The organism is Neobacillus sp. MER 74, assembly GCF_023714155.1.
This window is the reverse complement of sequence record NZ_JAMAUV010000001.1, coordinates 101,306-118,029: the sequence shown is the minus strand read 5'-3', so window position 1 is coordinate 118,029 and position 16,724 is coordinate 101,306. Positions and strand designations below refer to the sequence as shown.

Here is a 16,724-nt window from a genome sequence, read left to right as displayed (position 1 = left end):
ATACACATCGAAAGCAGGAATCATAAAATGACCAATAAAAGTATTATATTCTTTGATATAGATGGCACGCTGCTTAATCATGATAAAGAACTACCGCTTTCAACGAAAGAATCCATTTTTAAATTAAAAGAACTTGGACATGAAGTAGCCATAGCAACAGGACGAGCCCCGTTTATGTTTGAGGATCTGCGAAAAGAATTGGATATTACTACATTTGTAAGTTATAACGGACAATACGTCGTGTTAAGAGGGGAAGAGTTATATAAAAATTCTTTAAATGCCTCAGCAATTGAAAAGTTAACAGAAGCAGCTCTTCTTAACAATCATCCGGTAGTCTTTATGGATCACGAGGATATGAAAACGAATGTACCAGAGCATAGCTACATTACAGAAAGTATTGCTACATTAAAAATTAGCCGTTTTCCTTCGCACGATCCGCATTATTACAAAGGACGCGAGCTGTTTCAATCTCTCCTTTTTTGTCCAGAAGGAGAAGAGAAACAATATGAACAGGAGTTTCGTGAATTTGATTTTGTAAGATGGCATCCTGTTTCAGTCGATGTACTCCCTAACGGCGGCTCAAAAGCAAAAGGGATTGAAAAAATAGTTGAAAAATTAGGTATCCCAAAAGAAAACCAATTTGCCTTTGGTGATGGGCTTAATGATTTGGAAATGCTGACCACCATTAAAAATAGTGTGGCAATGGGGAATGCGGAAGAAAGAGTAAAGGCAGTTGCAAAATATGTGACAAAATCCGTTGACGACAATGGAATTACTCATGGTCTCCAAATGGTGGGTCTATTATAACTTTATACAGATAAACTATAAAAACCGAAATATAAGTTTTCTTTTGGAAGCTTTATATTTTCGGTTTATTTTTTATTATGTTAAACATTTTTTCTTGCTGAATATTCGGAAAGCCATTCAGGTATTGAATTTCGATGGTCAGATTTCCATTCACGTTTTATTTTCTTCTTTCCATTTTGTAATGTTTCTGGGAAATCATTTTCTGCTGATGTGAATACTGCGATATCAGCAAACGCAGGTGGAAAGGGGCTTTTTCGAATGTGGTTTTTCACCTGGCCCATTACTATTTCGTAATCTATTTCTGAACAAAATTGGAACCATTGCTGGACCGTCTCGCCCTTTAATACGCAGTTGGGATATACCGATTCTATAAGTATTAAAAGTTTAACTACCTCTTCCTTGGTCATAGTGATGTTCTCCTAACACAATTTCCCTTCATGAATCAACCGATCCATCCTATCGGGAATAGTTGTTTGCCATTTTTCTCCGCTACTAGTATTGACTTGATGGTCTATTCTCAAAACAAAAATCAATACTGAAATGGTTGAAACTAAAAATAAGTTGTGGTATTATAACAAAGTCTTATAAATGACTAAAAAACTAAAATGGTCAATCGGGTGAATATTTTTTTGTTTCAAAATGACTAAATGGGGATTACGGTCACAACGGACTGAAATAAGAATTTGAATGAGGTGATCTACATGAAATTTTTCCCTTCTGTGAAAAGTGAATTTCTACGGATTTTTCGGACGCGTAAATTGCTAATCGCCATTATCGGTGTAATGACGATTCCTGTTCTTTATAGTGGAACCTACTTATGGGCTTTTTGGGATCCATATTCCCATTTGGACAGAATGCCTGTAGCAATTGTCAATAATGACCAAGGTGCCGAGTACAATGGAGAGCACTTAACAGTTGGCAGTGATTTAGTTGAGAATTTGAAAGAGAAAAAAACTTTTAATTGGAATTTTGTCAGTACAGAAAAGGCAAAACAAGGTTTGAAGAGTCAAGATTATTATTTGGAAATTGAAATTCCAAAAGACTTTTCAAAAAATGCCACGACGTTACAAAGTGAAAGTCCTAAAAAACTAAATCTAATTTATACCGTAAATGAAGGTAATAACTATTTATCATCCAAAATCGGCGATTCAGCTGTTGAAAAGATAAAAGCAGCCGTTTCCGAATCCGTCACCAAGACCTATGCCGAGTCCATGTTTGACAGTTTAAAGGATGTCGCTAAAGGGTTGAACAAAGCTAGTGATGGAGCGGGGGAACTTTCAAACGGGATGGCAGAAGCCAAAGAAGGGGCCGGTAGTTTATCAGATGGAATTACATCTGCTAACAGTGGTGCAGAAAAATTAGCGAATGGTGCAAAATCAGTGGACGATGGCGCTAAAACGATTAAGCAAAACCTTGAGGCTTTAGCAGATAAATCTCTTGCTTTTTCAAATGGAGTGGTTTCAGCTTCGTCGGGTTCAAAACAGCTCCAAAGCGGATTGCAGCAATTCAGCAATGGTCTCAGCCAAATGAAAAATGCCAATACGAAGTTGATAGCAGGTGCGATAAAAGCGGAGGATGGCACGAAGCAATTAGCTGATGGATTAACATCTGCTGCAGAAAATGTTCCTAGTCTGCAAAACGGAGCAAAGCAGATTGTAAATGGTTCTGAGCAGCTCTCAGCTTCCTTAGGTAGTTGGAAGACAGGAGCTGACCATACCAAGTCCGGTGCAGATACGGTCAGTCAAGGACTTCAGCAGCTGCTCGATCAAGTAAGCAGCATGGAGGATAGTACGACTGATCCAACAGAGAAGGAAAAAATAAACGCACTAAAGGATAGCCTGACCAAATTGTCGAAAGGCAGCCAGCAGGTTGCTTCTGGTGTAGGAGATTTGTCTAGCAGTGCTGAGAAGATAAAACAAGGCTCCGATTCATTAGCCGAAGGGGCTAATCAGTTGAATCAAGGACAACAGAAACTGGCTGATGGTATTACCCAATTATCTGGCGGAGCAAAACAGGTATTAAATGGCCAAGAACAGATAACTCAAGGACTTACCCAGTTTGGTGCAAAGATTGATGAAGCACAAAAAGGATTCGGTCAACTTGAAAGTGGTTCAAACAGTCTAACTTCAGGGTTAGGGAAATTATCATCCAGTTCCGCTTTATTGAATGAAGGGACAAATAAGTTAGCACAGGGGGCAAATAAATTAGCATCTGGCACCACATCGCTATATCAGGGTGAAAAAGACTTAAATAACGGAATGTCCGCCCTTGCGAGTGGTTCGAAGGATTTGAACAGCGGGATGACTAAACTAGTGGATGGATCGAAGGAATTGGGCGATCAACTATCTGAAGGAGCTAAGGATGCCAGTGATGTAAAAGCCAATGATCGAGTTTATGATATGTTCGCTGATCCAGTAAAACTTTCAAACAACAAGATGAACCATGTTCCAAACTATGGCAGTGGATTAGCACCTTATTTCTTGTCACTTAGTCTTTTTGTCGGTGCTCTAATGCTCTCCGTTATTTTTCCAATGTTTGAACCAGCCTCGGAGCCGAAGAACGGTTTTAGATGGTTCATTGGAAAAACCAGTGTTATTTTAGCAGTAGGAATTGGCCAGGCGCTTTTAGTAGATGCGGTTATGCTGTCGGGTCTTGGTCTCGAAGTGAAGAGCATTCCATATTTCATAATGCTAAGTATCTTTACGAGCTGGGCATTCTTAGCCATCATTCAATTCCTTGTTACAGCTCTTGATAATCCTGGACGTTTCATAGCGGTTATTATCTTAATATTACAGTTAACAGGCAGTGCAGGAACGTACCCGATTGAACTAGGCCCAACATTCCTGCAAAATATAATGAAATTCTTACCTATGACCTATTCGATTTCTGGCTTCAGGTCGATTATCTCAACTGGTGATTTCGGTTATATGTGGAATAATATCGGGCACATTGCGATTTTCTTTGTTTTATTCCTAACTGCAACTTTGACATTTTTTACCATTAAATTCAAACGGCAGTCTCCATTACAGGTACAATAATCATTAAGGATCGGGAGGCAGGACCTTTTAAAAGGCCTGCCTCTTTTTTTAATTCTGACGGATAAGAACCATATTAATTCCGAAACTCATTTAATCTTTCATAAGTTTCAAGCAGAAAATCATAAAATAATGCTTCGGTTGGGAGCAGTTTACGTTGGGTCGGATAGATGACACCAACTGTTCGAGTGAGATTCGCATCGGAAATTGGAAGCACCACGGTAGAACGCGGGGTGTTATCTACCAATGTCATCTCAGGCATCAATGCTACACCTAAGCCTGCAGAGACTAAGCCTTTTAATGCATCAATATCTTTTCCTTCAAAGTCGATTTGTGGTGAAAAACCTGAATCATTGCATGCTTGAACCACCTGTTCGCGAAATACAAACCCTTCAGGAAGGACACAAAATGGGTCATTCCTTAAATCCCTAAGCCGAATTGTTTTCCGATCAGATAATGGATGATGGAGCGGGAGGAGGGCAACGATATTTTCTGTAAATAACGTAGCTCCTTTGATTTTTTTCTCTTTTTCCTGATTGGGCATGGGGGCAATCATGGCCAAATTAAATTCACCGTTTATCACACCATCGATTAAATCATAATAAAGGGCATTACTCATTTGAAATTTTGCTTCGGGGTACCGAATACGGAATGCGTAAATGATAGAAGGCAATGTATGGGCCGCCATGCTAATCGGGAATGCAATTCGAACGGTTCCTTTTTCAGGGTTTAAATTTTCTTCTACTTCTCGCTTTGCGTCCTCCATTAAATACCACACTTGTTTCATTCGTTCATAAAAAATTCTGCCTAAAGGGGTTAACTTTACACTTCTTCCCTCACGTATAAAAAGTTTTACACCTAATTCTTCTTCTAAATTGAAGATTTGTCTGCTAACCGAAGATTGAGCAACATGCAAGGCGACTGCAGCCTCAGTCACATGCTCTCTTTTTGCCACTTCCAAGAAATATTGAATTTGCCTTATTTCCATTTTTATATCACTCCATTTAATGCGTAAAACGCATTAATTTCATCGAAAATTAAGATTGAAACTATTAATTATAAAATTATAAAATGAAAACACACGTAAGAAAAGGGAATTTTCTTAACTTTATAATATACTAGGGGCTGACCGATATGAAAATGCTGGACAGAGTAGAAGAGAATCAATTGCAAATCGTTAAAGAATACGTAAATCGTTTATTTAAAACGGTTCAAATGCGTAATCCAAATGAAGGGGAATTCCAGCAGGCTGTTAAAGAAGTACTTGATTCTTTAGTACCTGTCCTTGTGAAAAATCCAATATATATTAAGCAAGCTGTCCTCGAAAGAATGATGGAACCTGAGCGCTTAATTAGCTTTCGTGTCCCATGGGTAGATGATCGAGGGAATGTACAAGTGAATCGCGGGTATCGTGTTCAGTTTAGCAGCTCGATTGGACCTTATAAGGGAGGACTACGTTTTCATCCTTCTGTTAATGCAAGCATCATAAAATTTCTCGGGTTTGAGCAAATCTTCAAGAACTCATTAACAGGGCAGCCAATCGGCGGTGGAAAAGGCGGTTCTGACTTTGACCCCAAAGGGAAATCCGATTTTGAAATTATGCGATTCTGTCAGAGTTTTATGACGGAGCTTAGCAGACATATCGGGCCGGATGTTGATGTTCCCGCCGGTGATATTGGAGTAGGAGCTAGAGAAATCGGGTATATGTTCGGACAATATAAAAGACTAAAAGGTGCATATGAAGCAGGGGTTCTTACTGGGAAAGGTATTGGTTATGGCGGGAGCTTAGGCCGGAAAGAGGCAACAGGATATGGATTAGTATATTTTGTTGAAGAAATGCTCAAGGATAATGGATTAAGCTTCGAAGGAAGTACAGTGGTAGTATCGGGTTCTGGAAACGTCTCTATTTATGCAATCGAAAAAGCATTGGAATTTGGAGCAAAAGTAGTAGCATGCAGTGATTCAAGCGGTTATGTTTATGATCCAAACGGTATTAATCTAGATACGGTCAAACGATTAAAAGAAGTAGAAAATAAAAGAATTTTTGAATATGTTAATGAACATCCAGATGCAATCTATCAAGAAGGGTGTTCAGGCATCTGGTCCATCCCTTGTGACATTGCTTTACCTTGTGCAACGCAAAATGAGTTAAATAAGGAAGCGGCAGACATTTTAGTTTCGAATGGTGTTAAGGCAGTGGGCGAAGGTGCAAATATGCCTTCAACTCTGGAGGCAATCGAGACGTTTATCGAACATCACGTTTTATTTGCTCCTGCCAAAGCAGCAAATGCAGGTGGAGTTGCAGTCTCTGCGTTAGAAATGGCGCAAAATAGTGCAAGGCTGGCATGGACACAAGAAGAAGTGGACTTAAAATTACAAGGAATTATGAAAGATATATATTCTAAGAGTATGAAGGCATCAGTAGATTATGAAGCACCTGGGAATCTAGTTGTCGGTGCCAATATCGCTGGATTTGTAAAAGTAGCGGATGCGATGATTGCCCAGGGAGTCATATAAGATATTTTATATAGAATATATTTTATAGATAAAGGATCCACACTATTCAAAAATAAAAAGTCACCGGTTGGTGGCTTTTTGTTATTTCGTGATAACCTTCCTTTTAGAAAATACCTCCAATTGACCTATCTAGAATGAGTAATTTTTCCTGCTGACGATCTGGTAAAATGTGAGAGGATAGGGGGGATTTATAAAATGGAAATGCAAACAACGAATAATCTAAGTTTTACTAACCAGCTGCCAAAATGGGCAATTGCTTTTCATATTGGACTAGTTATCTTTTTCTTGTTAATAGGACTGGGACTGATGTTCCTGAGTGTTATAGAAGGAATTGGAGAGGAGTTTGGATTATTTTTACTTGGATTAAGTGCCGTTTTTCTTGGTCTTAGCTGGTATGCCTATAACAACATCCAAAAATACCTAAAGTTCATTGTTAAAATCGATCTTGGTGGAAATGGTTATGATTATTATGTGAAGGATCAAAAGAAAGGCGAAGAAAGTCATTCCTTTTTATCATATGAACATATGAAGTATGTTTTAATAGGAATGGACTACCAATTAATGCCAGAGAGCATAAGGCTGGTTATGAACGGGCAGCGCTAGTTACTTTAAGAACGGCCAAAATGATGATGTATGGAGTTAATTCTTTTAATCAATTAGAAGTTTTAAGTTTTACTCACAGTAATCAGGCTGCCCTTGATCAATGGATTAAGGTATTTCAAGAACATGGAGTTAAAATCTACCATACAGAAAAAGCCCTAACCGCTACCCCTAATACACCCGAAGGAATTGAAGTTGTTCCAATGATGGAGTTTGAAGGAACCCTGAAATTTGTAGTGGGTTCAGAGGCTGAAGACTTGGATAATATCTTTTTAACAGAAGAGCAGGAGAACTGGGCTGCGGATCAAGAGACAAAGAGACGGAAACAAGGTTTCATCTTCACGGTATTTCTAGCTATTCTACAGACTCTCATGATTTGTTTTTGGTTTCCTAAATGGAATATCGATGGTGAATCATTTGCTGATGATTCTGGGGTCATTTTTGCTTTCCTTTTCACTGTTTTTATACAATTCTTCATTTATTGGTACATGCATAAAGTTAAATGGTATGAACCTATCAGGGATATGGCTATCCTCTATATCGGTATTATCCTTGGCCGAGCTCTTTCACCTGATGACTGGACAAACTTCCATCATGCTGTCGAAGAATATGCGGTGATGGTTATCGGTTGTTTTCTATTTTTCTACTATAGATACAAAAGATAAGAAAGAAAAACAAGATAAAAAAACAAACAGATGAAGTTAGTCTTCTCAAATAAAATTATAGTGAAATGCTTTTATCCTCATGTGATTGAGTAATTATGTACATAGTAAAGTCCCTACTCTGAGTTAGACTGTCCTAGTCATTTGAGACAGAGATAAAACACCCTTATTGGGCTGCCATACTCCCAAATTCAATGGGGGTTCGGTAGCCTAATTTTTCTTGAATACGTTCTTCATTATAATGTTTAACGTAATCTTTTACATGATTTCTTACGTCATTTAAGCCTATTGAATTGAACTTAATATATTGGAACTCCTCTGATTTCAAGTTGGAGTGAAACGACTCAATAACTGCATTGTCCCAACAATTTCCACGTCTAGACATACTACTGATTAGGTTACTCTCTTTCACAAAATCCTGAAAGGCATATGATGTATATACACTTCCTTGGTCGGAATGAAGAATGACTCCTGATGGGTTTCCACGTGTAATTAAAGCTGCTTTGAGTGTATCCAACACAAGTGGAGTCTGTTGATGATCATATACTTTATATGCCACAATTTGATTGTTATACATGTCCACAATAGTCGACAAATACAATGTAGATGGGCCATATTGTAGGTATGTAATATCGGTGACCCACTTTTGATTTGGAGCACTGGCTGTGAAATCTCGTTCTAAAATATTTGGAGCAATAACTACGGATTCTCCTTGCGATTTCCACTTTCGTTTAGGCTTTACACGACATTGCAAATAATGTTTTTGAACTTGTTTTTCAACTCCTTTACCATCTCCAAATACTTTTTTAAGATTTCGTTCTCCTGTTTCAAGTGAGAAAATTGCCGATCTTTTTTTTCCTCTTCACTCACGATTTCCGGTCCAAGCCCATACGAATATTGTTTGCCAATTGGCTGATCAAAACGATGTATCTCATTCTCTCGGTACCATTTCATCCATGTCTTTATCTGAGAGACATTTTTTATTCCATACTTCTCCATAATTTCTTGATTAGTTAACTTGCCTGACATCTTATCCTTCACCACAGCCCATTTTATTTCACTAGAATATACGTTTTTGCCCATGCAAAAACACCTCCGATTTTAGTACTTAAATTCAGTGTACCATTTCGAAGGTGTTTTATCGTGTCTCACTTTAATAGGTTAGTCTAGAGTCTCCCTTTTAAAAGGGAGGCTTTTTTAATCCATAAACTTACATGGACTTTAATAGACTCATCTTCGGCATCTTTTTCATTTTGATAGGCATTTCAATCCGCTATGAGACGCATGAGGGAGGTGCCGAATTTGGCGCGAAGTTAGTGGGTGTAATACCGGGTGACTTCCCAGAAAGAAAGGGATTAGCTGGGGGGTTCTTACCTTAACATGTCATGCTGGAACTCTTGTCGATGCACCATGGCATTACTGGCCCACTTCAGAAGGGAAGTCAGCAAGGACAATTGATGAAATGCCGCTGGTTTGTTTTTTAACGATGGTGTTGTCCTGGACTTTACGGACAAGCCAGCCGGTTATGCAATTACCATTTCAGACTTACAGGAAAAATTGCAAAAAATAGAATACCATTTAAAGCCATTTGATATAGTGATGATACGATACGTTACGACGCGGTTAAAAAAGATACAAGCCCATCTATAGTGTTGTTAATACAATGTAGAAAGAGTTTAAACTCGACTGCAGAGGACTCCTAAGTGCCCTTGTTATTGATTAAAAAAATGAACAATTAGTTTTTGACAAATAATAATATTATAAATAAAGAATGAAACAAAGAAGGCTTACAACTATTTATTACGTAGATTTCTTTTGCCTTTAATATCGTACTTTTTAGAATTCCCAAATTGTTTATATAAATGAGTTTCTAGTAGATTTATTAAATACTAGTTTTCTTGTTTATGTTTAAAAAAGACTTAGGTTTAGGAAATGAACCATTGCGTCTTTGTTAAATGAACCTGATATGCTTTTAATTTATTGGTATAATAAGTAAAAAAATAAATTATTTTAATTTTAAAAAAATATTGAAAAATCAAAATTAATAATTTATACTTGGTTCAAATGTTATCTAAACGTTTAGATGAAAGGATGTTGTTAATGGAAAACCCAAGAATTGCTGTAATTGGGGCAGGCTTAATGGGTACTGGAATTGCCCAAGTAATTCTAGAAGCAGGATTCCATGTTTCATTGGTAGATGTAAGCGCTGACCAGTTGGAAAATAGTAAAGGCAAAATTTACTCATTTTTAAATCGAAAAGTTGAAAAGGGAGAAATAGATAAGGAATATGTAAATAGCTGTATTGAGAGATTCACTACTTTCAATAGTTTTGAAAGCGTTACCGATACCGAATTTGTAATAGAAGCTGTACCTGAAAGATTAGAGTTAAAAAAACAGATATTTAAAAAACTCGATGAAGTGATCAATCAGAATGCGATTTTCATTTCAAATACTTCCGGTTTATCGATTTCTGATATAGCTTCAGTCACTAATCGTCCTGAACAAGTTATCGGAATGCATTTTTTTTTCCCAGTTCCTAAAATGGGGCTAGTGGAAATAATCAAAGGAGTTCTTACATCAGATTTTGTATATGATAAAGTAAAAAAACTCTCAGAACAAATTGGTAAGAACGCAGTTGACGCACCGAATTATCCAGGCTTTTTAGTCAATCGTGTTCTGGTTCCTATGATTAATGAAGCAATTTACTGCGTAATGGAAGGGGCGAAACCAGAAGATGTAGATGCCGCCATGAAACTTGGAGCAAATCATCCGATGGGGCCTATTCAATTAGCAGATTTTGTAGGATTAGATACTTTATTAGCAACTATGCAAGGTTTATATGAAGGATTCCGTGATTCAAAATACCGTCCTTGCCCATTGCTGATCAACCTGGTGGAAGGCGGGCAACTGGGACGTAAAACAGGAAGGGGTTTTTATACATATAAATAATATTTTTTTGGAAGTACGTCTAAACGTTTAGTTAAACGATTAGATAGGAGGGACAATAGATGGCGACTATGAAGGATATCTCTAAAAAAGCAAATGTTTCCATAGCAACAGTATCCGCTGTGGTCAATCAATCAACTTATGTAAGTCCCGAACTAACTGAGAGGGTAAACAGAGCAATTGAAGAATTGAATTACAGGCCCAATGCTATAGCGCGAAGCCTAAAAATGAAAAGTACAAATACGGTGGGAGTAATCCTTTCCGATATTCTGAACCCATATTATCCCGCTATCGTAAAGGGTATGGATGATGTTGCCATTAAGAATAACTTTAGTGTCATCCTATGTAATACCTCAAATGATAATAACCGCTTCCAGTCCTATTTAGATTTAATGGTAGATAAACGGGTAGATGGTCTTATTTTAGCTAATATATCAAATCAGGAGGAATTACTCGAGGTTGAAAAAAGAAATCTTAATTTCGTATTGGTAAATCGAAGACCGCTTGGATATAACACAAGCTATGTAGGGGTGAATAATCAACTTGCTATAGAATTAGCTGTTAATCATCTCGTATCTCTTGGATATAAAAGGATTGCTTTTATTGGTGGAAACTCTGATCTTTCAACTTCTAAGGAAAGATTAAGGGGGTTTATACAAGGAAAGACGCAAAATGGTCTGCAGGCCACTAATGATCTAATTTTTGAAGGGGAGTATACGCAAGAATCCGGATATGCCAGTGTCATAAAAATGTTGAAGCAAGTGAAGGAGCTGCCGGATGCGATATGTGCAGCAAGTGATTTAATCGCATTTGGGATTATTAAAGCATTAAGAGATAAAGGTATCCGAGTTCCTGAAGATATCGCTGTAATTGGTAATGATAACAATAATTTTTCGAAAGACTTTCTTGTTCCGCTATCAACAGTTAACCATCCTACCTATGAAATGGGCAAATTAGGAATGGAACTTTTGTTGCAGAGAGTCAATGAAGGAGAAAATCATTTTCCAAAACAAGTAATATTAACTCCATCTCTTATTATAAGAGAAAGTTGTAAATCGTCCTCGAAGAAGAATCATCATATTATCAGTTAACCTTGTAAGAAAAACATAAAAATACACATGATTAACGGAGGAGAAAAGAATGAAAGAAGTTGTAATCGTGGGCGGCGCTCGTACAGCAATCGGCACTATGGGGGGAGCTTTAAAAGATATCCATGCAGCAGACTTAGGAGCAATTGCGATAAAAGAAGCTTTGAAAAGATCAAATGTCAGTCCTGAGTTGGTTGAAGATGTAATTGTCGGCTGCGTAGGCCAGGTAGCCGAAAGTGCCTTTATCGCAAGGATGTGTGCTTTACGAGCAGGAATTCCAGCACAAAGTAATGCCTATACAGTAAATAGACTATGTGGCTCAGGCCTGCAAGCCATCAATACGGCGGCTCAAGCAATTAGAGCGGGAGAAAATGAAATTATCGTAGCTGCTGGAACTGAAAACATGAATCTTCTACCATACTATGTTCGCAAAGGAAGGTATGGGTACCGTTTTGGCCATGCACAATTGGAAGACGGACTTCTTACCGCATTAACGGATCCTTTTGGAAATTATCCGATGGGAGTAACAGCAGAAAAAGTCAGCGAACGATTTAATATAACTCGTGAAGAGCAGGACCGATTTGCATTCGAGAGCCAGGAGAAAGCAGCTGCTGCAATTGAGTCTGGAAAATTTAAAGATGAAATTGTGCCTGTTGAAATACCCCAGCGAAGAGGGGAACCAAAATTCTTCGATACTGATGAACATCCACGAAAGACTACCTATGAAAAATTGTCATCTCTAAAACCAGCTTTCCAGGAAAAAGGAACAGTTACAGCTGGAAATTCCTCAGGTATTAATGATGGAGCTGCTGCTGTCGTAATGATGAGCGCAGAAAAGGCAAAAGAACTCGGATTAATCCCCCTTGCATATGTTAGGGAACAGGCAGTAGCCGGTGTTGAGCCAGAAATTATGGGATTTGCCCCAGCTCCAGCAGTTAAAAAAGTTCTCCAAAAATCAGGCTTAACTATTGATGATATTGATTTATTAGAAATTAATGAAGCGTTTGCATCTCAGGCAGTCGCCGTCATTAAAGACTTAGATGTAGATCCTTGTAAAGTTAACGTCAATGGTGGAGCAATAGCCCTTGGCCATCCGATTGGTGCATCAGGATGTATTTTAACAGTTAAACTGCTAAATGAAATGAAGCGTAAAGGATCGAAATTCGGAATCGTTACCATGTGTATAGGCGGTGGTCAGGGTATCGCAACTATTTTTGAAAGTTATTCAAAATAGATTAATAGGCCAGGTTGCCACCATTTATCACTATAGCAAAGTTGAGTAAATTTTTACTAGAAGTGAAAACTTTTCTTACAATTCTCTCCTAGTAAAACAGTCTCGTTTTCTAAAAGGAAAATTATCAAACTACGAGGAGTGAATAATTTTGATCGATTTAACAGGAAAATCAGCAATTGTAACAGGATCAGGGAGAGGTATTGGAAAAGGGATTGCCACCAAATTAGCCGAATTGGGTGCATCCGTTACCATCTGTGATATCAGTGAGGAAATAGCTTCAGAAACTGCAAAAGAACTTAGTCAAAAAGGGTTGGATGTCGATTTCTATACACTAAATGTCGCTGATACAGAAGAAGCCCAAGGATTTATTGCGACGGTAATAGAAAAAAGGGGCAAGCTCGACATACTTGTTAACAACGCAGGAATCAACCGAGACGGAGTGCTCCACAAAATGGAGCGGAAGCAATGGGATGACGTTATTTCAGTAAATTTGACAGGTACATTTAACATGATGCAGCCGGCCAGTATACATATGAGAGAGCAAAAATCTGGCCGAATTATCAACATCGCTTCAGCTAGCTGGCTTGGGAACTTCGGGCAAGCGAATTATGCAGCTTCAAAAGCAGGTGTGGTTGGACTTACAAAGACAGCAGCCCGTGAACTTGGTAAATATGATGTTACAGTCAATGCGATTTGCCCTGGATTTATTGATACGGATATGACCAGAGGTGTTCCGGAAAAGGTTTGGGATATTATGGTTTCCAAAATTGCAATGGGGCGTGCCGGGAAGCCGGAAGATGTTGCAAATACAATAGCCTTCCTTGCCTCAGATGCTGCTTCCTATATCACTGGAGAAGTGATCAATGTTGGAGGTGGTATGGTACTTTGACACGTACAGTTAAAGTTTCGTCAGCTGCTGAAGTCGCCCAAAGCATAAGAGATAACAGTGTAGTGTTAACTACAGGTTTTAGTTTGATTGGTGTAGCCGAGGAAATCTATCAAAAAATTGAAGAGAACTTTCTTGAGAACGGCTCACCTAAGGAATTGACATTTGTTCATTCGGCTGGACAGAGCGATACCGTCAGAGGAATGGAGCATCTGGCCCATCCAGGACTGTTAAAGAGAATCATTGGTTCTCATTGGGGGTTGTCACCAAGGCTAGAGGCATTGATAACGAATAATGAAATAGAAGCATTTTGTCTGCCAATGGGGCAAATGATTTCCATGTATAAAGCAGCAGCCTCCGGTAAGCCGGGGATTCTATCACAAATTGGTCTTGGCACTTTTGTTGATCCTAGGATAGAAGGCGGGAAGATGAATCGAAAAGCTATCAACAGCCAGGAAGATTTGGTCCAATATTTGAAAATGGGAGATGCAGAATATCTTTTTTATCCTAGTGTAGCCTTTGACTTGTATATTGGCCGGGGAACTACGGCAGATGAAGCTGGTAATATTACAATGGAAGATGAGGCAGGCAAATTAGAAATAATATCAGCAGTTCAAGCAGTTAAGGCTAGTGGAGGAAGAGTGATCTTTCAAGTTAAGAGATTAGTAGAAAGAAATACTTTAAACCCTAAAGATGTTGTTGTTCCTGGCATTTTCGTAGATGAAATCGTTGTTAGTGAACATCCTTATGAAAATCATCGAATGACATCTTCTGCCTTTTATCACCCAGGCTACGTGGGAAGGCTTAAAGAACCATTAAAACAGTCAAGTGAGATGTTAAAACTTCAGGCCAAAAAATTGATTGGCAGAAGGGCTGTAATGGAACTGACTGAAGGAGATATTGTAAATCTAGGTGTCGGAATACCTGGTGATTCAGTTGGAGCGATTATCGAAGAGGAAGATATGGCCAAGCAGATTTCCTTATCCGTTGAACTTGGAACAATCGGCGGGATTACAGTCGGTGGAGGTGATTTTGGTATCACTAAAAATGCTGAAGCGATTATCGAAAATTCCCAGAAATTCGATTATTATACCGGATGCGGTGTTGATGTTACGTTTATGGGCGCTGCAGAAATAGATAGAGATGGAAATGTTAATGTGAGCAAGTTTGGACCACGCAGTCCTGGCTGCGGAGGATTTATCGATATTACGCAGGCAGCAAAAAAATTAGTCTTTTGTTTAACATTAACTTCAGGCGGCCTTCAAATGGATGTTGAGGAAGGTAAGGTTCGAATCTCCAAAGAAGGAAGACATAAAAAATTTGTAAATCGTGTTGAACAAATCACTTTTAATGGGAAATATGCTGCAAACCGAAATCAGCAAGTCTTATTCGTTACAGAAAGAGCGGTCTTTACCTTAAGTGAAAAAGGTATGGTACTTACAGAGGTTGCACCAGGAATCGATCTTGAAAAAGATATTTTATCCCAAATGGAATTTGTTCCGATTATTTCACCCGACCTAAAAATAATGGATTCATGCCTCTATGAAAACGGGATTATTAACCTGTCTGATTTTATTAATCAAAAGAAAAACACTTTTGTAAGCAGAAAATCATTTAGATAAGGGGAGATTAGGATCTTGAAAAAATTAATGAAAATATTTACTTCGATTACTCTTTCAAGTGCATTAATTCTTGGTTTAGCTGGTTGTGGAAGTAAAGAAGCCGGTACTAATAATGGAGATGGAAAAAACGGTAAAGAAGTGGTTGTCGGTGTTCTTTATCCTACTTCGGGAAGCCTTGCCCGCTTAGGAGGTGCTGCTCTGAAAGCTGTTGAATTAGCTGTTGACGATATTAACGCAGCGGGGGGAATCAAATCTCTCGGAGGAGCCAAGATTAAATTAGAAGCGGTCGATCCAGGTGAAAAGCCAGAATCCGCAAAATCTGCGACAGAGCGTCTTATTCAAAATAAAAAAGTATCCGCCCTTACGGGAGATTATTCAAGCTCTCTTTCCCTTGTAACTTCAGAGGTGGCAGAACGAGCTAAGATTCCATTTGTAACCGCTTCCGTTGCGGATAACTTAACTTCCCGTGGAATGAAATATCTTTTCCAGGTTTCTCCTAAAGGCTCGATGTTCGGAGAAACTCAAGTTAAATTCGCAAAAGAATATCTCGTCGGCAAACTCGGGAAAAAACCGAAGGTAGCCATAGTTTTTGAAGAAACAAGCTACGGAACATCAACGTCTGAAGGATTGAAAAAGACAGCCGAAGACCTTGGTTTAGAAGTGACTTTGTTTGAACCATATCAGGCTAATTTTGCAGACGCTTCACCACTTGTGAACAAAATTAAATCTTCTGGGGCCGAAATATTGTTCCCAGTTTCATATTTACAGGATGCTATTCTTATCCAGAAAACGATAAAGCAGTTTGGGGTGGATATCACCACAGTTGGCGGAGGAGCTGGTTACTTAATGCCTGAGTTTTACAAGGAGCTGGGAGAAGACGGGGAAGGCGTTGTATCTGTTGCTTCCTGGAACCGTGATATAAACAAAAAAGGTGTAGAAGATATAGACAAACGTTATATGGAGAAAAATGGTGAGTTCATAACAGAACACTCAGGGGAAGCATATTCCGCAATGTGGGCAATTGCGCACGCTATTGAAAAAGCCGGATCAAGTGACCCTGAGAAAATTAAGGAAGCGCTATCTAAATTGAACTTAGAAGAAGGTGCACCTGGAAATATCATGCCAGGTGGAAACATTCAAATGGATAAAACAGGATGGAATAAGAATGTTCATCCAGTTATTATCCAATGGCAAGATACAAAACCTGTTACAATCTATCCAAAAGAAGATGCGAAAGTAGAATATAAAAACTAATAAAATGGGAAGGAGTACGTAAATGAGTATTCCTTCCTTCCTTTCTACTGTTATTAATAAAAATACGAGACAT

General features: G+C 38.5%; 13 protein-coding genes and 2 pseudogenes. 12 read left to right on the top strand and 3 right to left on the bottom strand.

Annotated elements, in window-relative coordinates:
• Positions 1-27: 27 nt before the first annotated feature.
• Positions 28-807 (top strand): Cof-type HAD-IIB family hydrolase, encoded by a 780-nt coding sequence (locus M3610_RS00550; RefSeq protein ID WP_251456003.1) that lies wholly within the window; start codon positions 28-30, stop codon positions 805-807.
• Positions 808-887: 80 nt separating this feature from the next.
• On the opposite strand, the gene M3610_RS00545 is transcribed toward M3610_RS00550, so the two are convergent.
• Entirely contained in the window at positions 888-1,214 is a 327-nt protein-coding gene (locus M3610_RS00545) for a replicative helicase loader/inhibitor (protein ID WP_251456001.1), read from the bottom strand.
• A gap of 294 nt (positions 1,215-1,508) precedes the next feature.
• On the opposite strand from M3610_RS00545, the gene M3610_RS00540 reads away from it, so the two are divergent.
• Positions 1,509-3,845 (top strand): YhgE/Pip domain-containing protein, encoded by a 2,337-nt coding sequence (locus M3610_RS00540; RefSeq protein WP_251455999.1) that lies wholly within the window; start codon positions 1,509-1,511, stop codon positions 3,843-3,845.
• A gap of 73 nt (positions 3,846-3,918) precedes the next feature.
• On the opposite strand, the gene gltC is transcribed toward M3610_RS00540, so the two are convergent.
• The gene (gene gltC / locus M3610_RS00535; RefSeq protein WP_098575164.1) at positions 3,919-4,830 is read right to left on the bottom strand and encodes a glutamate biosynthesis transcriptional regulator GltC; all 912 of its coding nucleotides are present in this window, start codon (positions 4,828-4,830) and stop codon (positions 3,919-3,921) included.
• A gap of 146 nt (positions 4,831-4,976) precedes the next feature.
• On the opposite strand from gltC, the gene gdhA reads away from it, so the two are divergent.
• The 3 genes from gdhA to M3610_RS00520 all read left to right on the top strand — a co-directional run bounded on the left by gdhA (position 4,977) and on the right by M3610_RS00520 (position 7,624).
• On the top strand, positions 4,977-6,359 hold the full coding sequence (gene gdhA, locus M3610_RS00530; RefSeq protein WP_251455997.1) for an NADP-specific glutamate dehydrogenase: 1,383 nt from the start codon (positions 4,977-4,979) through the stop codon (positions 6,357-6,359).
• Positions 6,360-6,554: 195 nt separating this feature from the next.
• Positions 6,555-6,962, top strand: coding sequence for a hypothetical protein (locus tag M3610_RS00525; protein WP_251455995.1), 408 nt, complete (start codon positions 6,555-6,557; stop codon positions 6,960-6,962).
• A 20-nt stretch (positions 6,963-6,982) separates the two neighbouring features.
• Entirely contained in the window at positions 6,983-7,624 is a 642-nt protein-coding gene (locus M3610_RS00520) for a hypothetical protein (protein ID WP_251455992.1), read from the top strand.
• Between the two features lie 163 nt (positions 7,625-7,787).
• Here M3610_RS00520 and M3610_RS00515 read toward each other — a convergent pair.
• Positions 7,788-8,704: pseudogene (locus tag M3610_RS00515) on the bottom strand (IS3 family transposase).
• 271 nt (positions 8,705-8,975) lie between these two features.
• On the opposite strand from M3610_RS00515, the pseudogene M3610_RS28475 reads away from it, so the two are divergent.
• From M3610_RS28475 to M3610_RS00480, 7 genes and pseudogenes are all read left to right on the top strand, one after another.
• Positions 8,976-9,271, top strand: a pseudogene (locus tag M3610_RS28475) (cyclase family protein).
• 450 nt (positions 9,272-9,721) lie between these two features.
• Positions 9,722-10,570, top strand: coding sequence for a 3-hydroxyacyl-CoA dehydrogenase family protein (locus tag M3610_RS00505; protein WP_251455988.1), 849 nt, complete (start codon positions 9,722-9,724; stop codon positions 10,568-10,570).
• Between the two features lie 59 nt (positions 10,571-10,629).
• Positions 10,630-11,658, top strand: a complete 1,029-nt coding sequence (locus tag M3610_RS00500; RefSeq protein WP_251455986.1) for a LacI family DNA-binding transcriptional regulator — start codon at positions 10,630-10,632, stop codon at positions 11,656-11,658.
• A gap of 49 nt (positions 11,659-11,707) precedes the next feature.
• Positions 11,708-12,889 (top strand): thiolase family protein, encoded by a 1,182-nt coding sequence (locus M3610_RS00495; protein WP_251455984.1) that lies wholly within the window; start codon positions 11,708-11,710, stop codon positions 12,887-12,889.
• Positions 12,890-13,037: 148 nt separating this feature from the next.
• Positions 13,038-13,778, top strand: a complete 741-nt coding sequence (gene fabG / locus M3610_RS00490) for a 3-oxoacyl-ACP reductase FabG (RefSeq protein WP_251455982.1) — start codon at positions 13,038-13,040, stop codon at positions 13,776-13,778.
• Positions 13,775-15,397 (top strand): acyl CoA:acetate/3-ketoacid CoA transferase, encoded by a 1,623-nt coding sequence (locus M3610_RS00485; protein WP_251455981.1) that lies wholly within the window; start codon positions 13,775-13,777, stop codon positions 15,395-15,397. Before fabG ends, M3610_RS00485 begins: the two co-directional genes overlap by 4 nt.
• Before the next feature lie 15 nt (positions 15,398-15,412).
• Positions 15,413-16,651: an ABC transporter substrate-binding protein gene (locus M3610_RS00480; protein ID WP_251455980.1), complete on the top strand. Its 1,239-nt coding sequence runs from the start codon at positions 15,413-15,415 to the stop codon at positions 16,649-16,651.
• Positions 16,652-16,724: the final 73 nt, after the last annotated feature.